Origin of the sequence: Nocardia farcinica, from assembly GCF_029867845.1 — a bacterium.
GTDB classification, from domain to species: Bacteria; Actinomycetota; Actinomycetes; order Mycobacteriales; family Mycobacteriaceae; genus Nocardia; species Nocardia farcinica_A.
Genome location: NZ_JARWRU010001118.1, coordinates 1 through 3,124, shown reverse-complemented (window position 1 = coordinate 3,124; position 3,124 = coordinate 1). Strand labels below are relative to the sequence as shown.

The 3,124-nt window shown below is 71.6% G+C and carries 3 protein-coding genes and 1 tRNA gene; 3 read left to right on the top strand and 1 reads right to left on the bottom strand.

Annotated elements, in window-relative coordinates; translation table 11 throughout:
* Nucleotides 1-124: 124 nt before the first annotated feature.
* Nucleotides 125-1,111, bottom strand: coding sequence for an alpha/beta hydrolase (locus tag QH283_RS24790; RefSeq protein ID WP_280505345.1), 987 nt, complete (start codon nt 1,109-1,111; stop codon nt 125-127).
* Between the two features lie 177 nt (nt 1,112-1,288).
* Between QH283_RS24790 and QH283_RS24785 the strand changes: the two genes are divergently transcribed.
* From QH283_RS24785 to QH283_RS24775, 3 genes are all read left to right on the top strand, one after another.
* Nucleotides 1,289-1,774: a MarR family winged helix-turn-helix transcriptional regulator gene (locus QH283_RS24785; protein ID WP_280505344.1), complete on the top strand. Its 486-nt coding sequence runs from the start codon at nt 1,289-1,291 to the stop codon at nt 1,772-1,774.
* A gap of 176 nt (nt 1,775-1,950) precedes the next feature.
* Nucleotides 1,951-2,090 (top strand) — tRNA-OTHER (locus QH283_RS24780).
* A 64-nt stretch (nt 2,091-2,154) separates the two neighbouring features.
* Nucleotides 2,155-3,124 (top strand): TROVE domain-containing protein (locus tag QH283_RS24775; protein ID WP_280505343.1); only part of this gene is annotated, 970 nt, incomplete at its 3' end.

Here is a 3,124-nt window from a genome sequence, read left to right as displayed (position 1 = left end):
TTTCCTCATCTCCGCCACGGCCATCCGCATATCCGCCACCGGACCGGCACTCCCGCGTCCCTCGGGCCACCCGCCACCGGACGGCTGCGGCCGACGGCACCCACCTCGTGAGCCGTGATCGGAATCAGTTCCCGTGCAGCGCCTTGCGCAGGGTGGCGACGGCCTGGCCGATGGCGGCCTCGGCGGCGTCGGTCCCGCGCAGGGCGTTGAGCATCACGAAGTCGTGGATGGTGCCCTGGTAGCGGGTGGCGACCACGGGGACGCCCGCCGCGCGCAGCTTGGCGGCGTAGGCCTCGCCCTCGTCGCGCAACACGTCGGCCTCGGCGGTGATCACCAGGGCGGGTGGCAGGCCGGCCAGCTGCTCGGTGGTCGCGCGCAGCGGCGAGGCGATGATCTGCGCCCGTTCGGCCTCGTCGGTGGTGTACTGATCCCAGAACCATTGCATGCCGTCGCGGCGCAGGAAGTAGCCGGTGGCGAACTGGTGGTAGGAGCCGGTGTCGAAGCTCGCGTCGGTGACGGGATAGAACAGCACCTGCTGCACCAGCGGCACGTCGCCGCGTTCCTTGGCCATCAACGTCAGCGCGGCCGCCATGTTGCCGCCGACCGAGTCGCCGGCGACCGCGATGCGGGCGGGGTCGAGCCCGTTGGCCGCCCCCTCGGTGACCACCCAGCGGGCGACGGCGTAGTTCTGCTCGATGGCGACCGGGTAGCGGGCCTCCGGGGAGAGCGCGTACTCCGGGAAGACGACCGCGGCGCCCGCGCCGACGGCCAGTTCACGGACCAGCCGGTCGTGGGTGTGGGCGTTGCCGAACACCCAGCCCGCGCCGTGGATGTAGAGGATCACCGGCAGGGTTCCGGTGGCGCCCGCCGGGCGGACGATCCGCACCGGCACCCGCCCGGTGGGCCCGCCTTCGACGGTGACCCACCGCTCGTCGATCTCCGGCGCGGCGACCTGGCCGGACTGGACTTCGTCGACGGTCTTGCGCCCCTCGATCGGACCGAGGTCGAACAGGTACGGCGGCTCGGCGGTCGCGGTGACGAATTCCTGCGCCGCGGGCTCGAGCACAGGGATGGTGAGCGCGTTCTCGGTGGTGGTGATCTGGCCGGACATGACGGTTCTCCTTCTCGGGGCGGTGTTCCGAGGGCCGGCGTTCCGTGTCGAGCGTCTTCCCTCTGCTACAAGAAACTATTACACGATTACCTTGTGCGCAATCTACTTTTCCAAGATTAGCTCGGGCGAGTAGACTCACCTGCGGAAACGCCCTACCGCATCACCAGGAGCCCGGCCATGACAGCCACCCCCGCCGCAGCCGCCGCCGAGGCGGACGAGCCGGAATTCCTGCGGCTGGACGAGTTCACCTGCTTCACGCTCTACGCCGCGCAACGCGCCATGACCAGCGCCTACCGCCCGCTGCTCGACCACCTCGGCCTGACCTACCCCCAGTACCTCGTGGTGGTCGCGCTCTACGAGAGCGGCCCGTGCTCGGTGAAGGGCCTCGGCGCCAAACTGCACCTCGACTACGGCACCCTCACCCCCCTGCTCAAGCGCCTGGAAACCAGCGGCCTGGTCACCCGCAGGCGCCGCACCGACGACGAGCGCCAGGTCGATGTCGCACTCACCGAGGAGGGCAGGGCTCTGCGCCGCAGCGCCGACACCGTCGCGCCCGCCCTCGCCGCCGACATCGGCCTGACCGACGAGGAGAGCGCTCAGCTCAAGACCCTGCTGCGCAAACTCACCCGCAACCTCACCGCACCCCAGGCCGACAAACCCTGAACCCCGCGCACGACCGGGATTCCCGCTACCGAGTCGACGCCCGCCGCGGCGGAAAATGCTTTGCCGGGATGGCCGGCGGACCCTTACATTCCTTCTCGACGCACTCGAGGGGAGCGGGCCGGAGTCGGTCGGTTACCACTGCGAATGGGGTGGTCGCGGGTTCGATTCCCGCCAGGGGCTCGCCCCTGTAGCTCAGTCCGGCAGAGCACCGAAACATCCGGTCGGCACACCACGTCCGCCTCCTCGGGTCGTCGCAGGACGGGCCGGAGATCGATCGGTCATCCGGCATCTCGGGTTCGACTCCCGACGGAAGCCACGGCTTCCGCATCCGGTCGGCGAACACATGCCCGCCCTGCCCATCACATCCTCCGGGGGCATCCATGGACATTCCGGCGAGCTTCGACCGGCGCGCGACCGCGCAGTCCGAACAGGCGGACACGCGGCAGGTGCGCAACAACGCGGGCGGCTACACCTTCACGGTGACGCCGCGGACGCGGCTGCGCCGGTTCCTGACCCTCGGCGCCGACGGCGGCACCTACTACGTGAACGCGCGTGAGCTGACCAGGGAGAACGCGGAAATCGTCGTGCGGTTCGCGCAGGAGCGGTGCGCGGAGCTGGTGGCCGAGATCGTGGCGATCTCGATCGGGGGCCGCGCGCCGCGACAGAACCCGGCGCTGTTCGCGCTGGCGGCGGCGACCGCGCTCGGCGACGAGGCGGGACGGCGGCTGGCGCTGGACGCGCTGCCCTCGGTGGCCCGCACGGGCACGCATCTGTTCCTGTTCGCGCGCTACGTCGAGCAGTTCCGCGGCTGGGGCCGCGGACTGCGGCGGGCGGTCGCGGGCTGGTACATCGCCGAGCCGGTGGACGATCTGGCCTACCAGGTGCTCAAGTACCGGCAGCGGGAGGGCTGGTCACATCGCGACCTGCTGCGGCTGTCGCATCCGGTGACCGACGAGGACGAGCGCAAGCGGCTGTTCGACTGGATCTGCGGCCGCGACGCGGACGTTGCGGGTCTGCGCCTGCTCGACGGCTTCCTGCGAGCCGCCGCGGCGAAGCCCGCCGCCGTGCCGGAGCTGGTGCGCGAGTACCGGCTGTCGTGGGAGATGCTGCCCGACGCCGCGCTCGCCGAGCCCGCGGTGTGGGAGGCGCTGCTGGACAACGGCATGCCGCAGACCGCGCTGCTGCGACAGTTGCCGCGGCTGACCAGGCTCGGCCTGCTCGCGCCGCGCGGCGCCCGCACGGACGCCGTCGCCCCCCCGCACGCCGAACCCGCCCGGCAGCGCAAGTCGCCGGAGCCCCCCGGGGCCGGGTTTGGCCCCGCCCCCCCCAACGCCGGCCGCCGGCGCGGGG

Coding starts and splice junctions, on each gene's coding strand:
- QH283_RS24790 (WP_280505345.1), bottom strand. CDS start 1,111: ATGTCCGGCCAGATCACCACCACCGAGAACGCGCTCACCATCCCTGTG.
- QH283_RS24785 (WP_280505344.1), top strand. CDS start 1,289: ATGACAGCCACCCCCGCCGCAGCCGCCGCCGAGGCGGACGAGCCGGAA.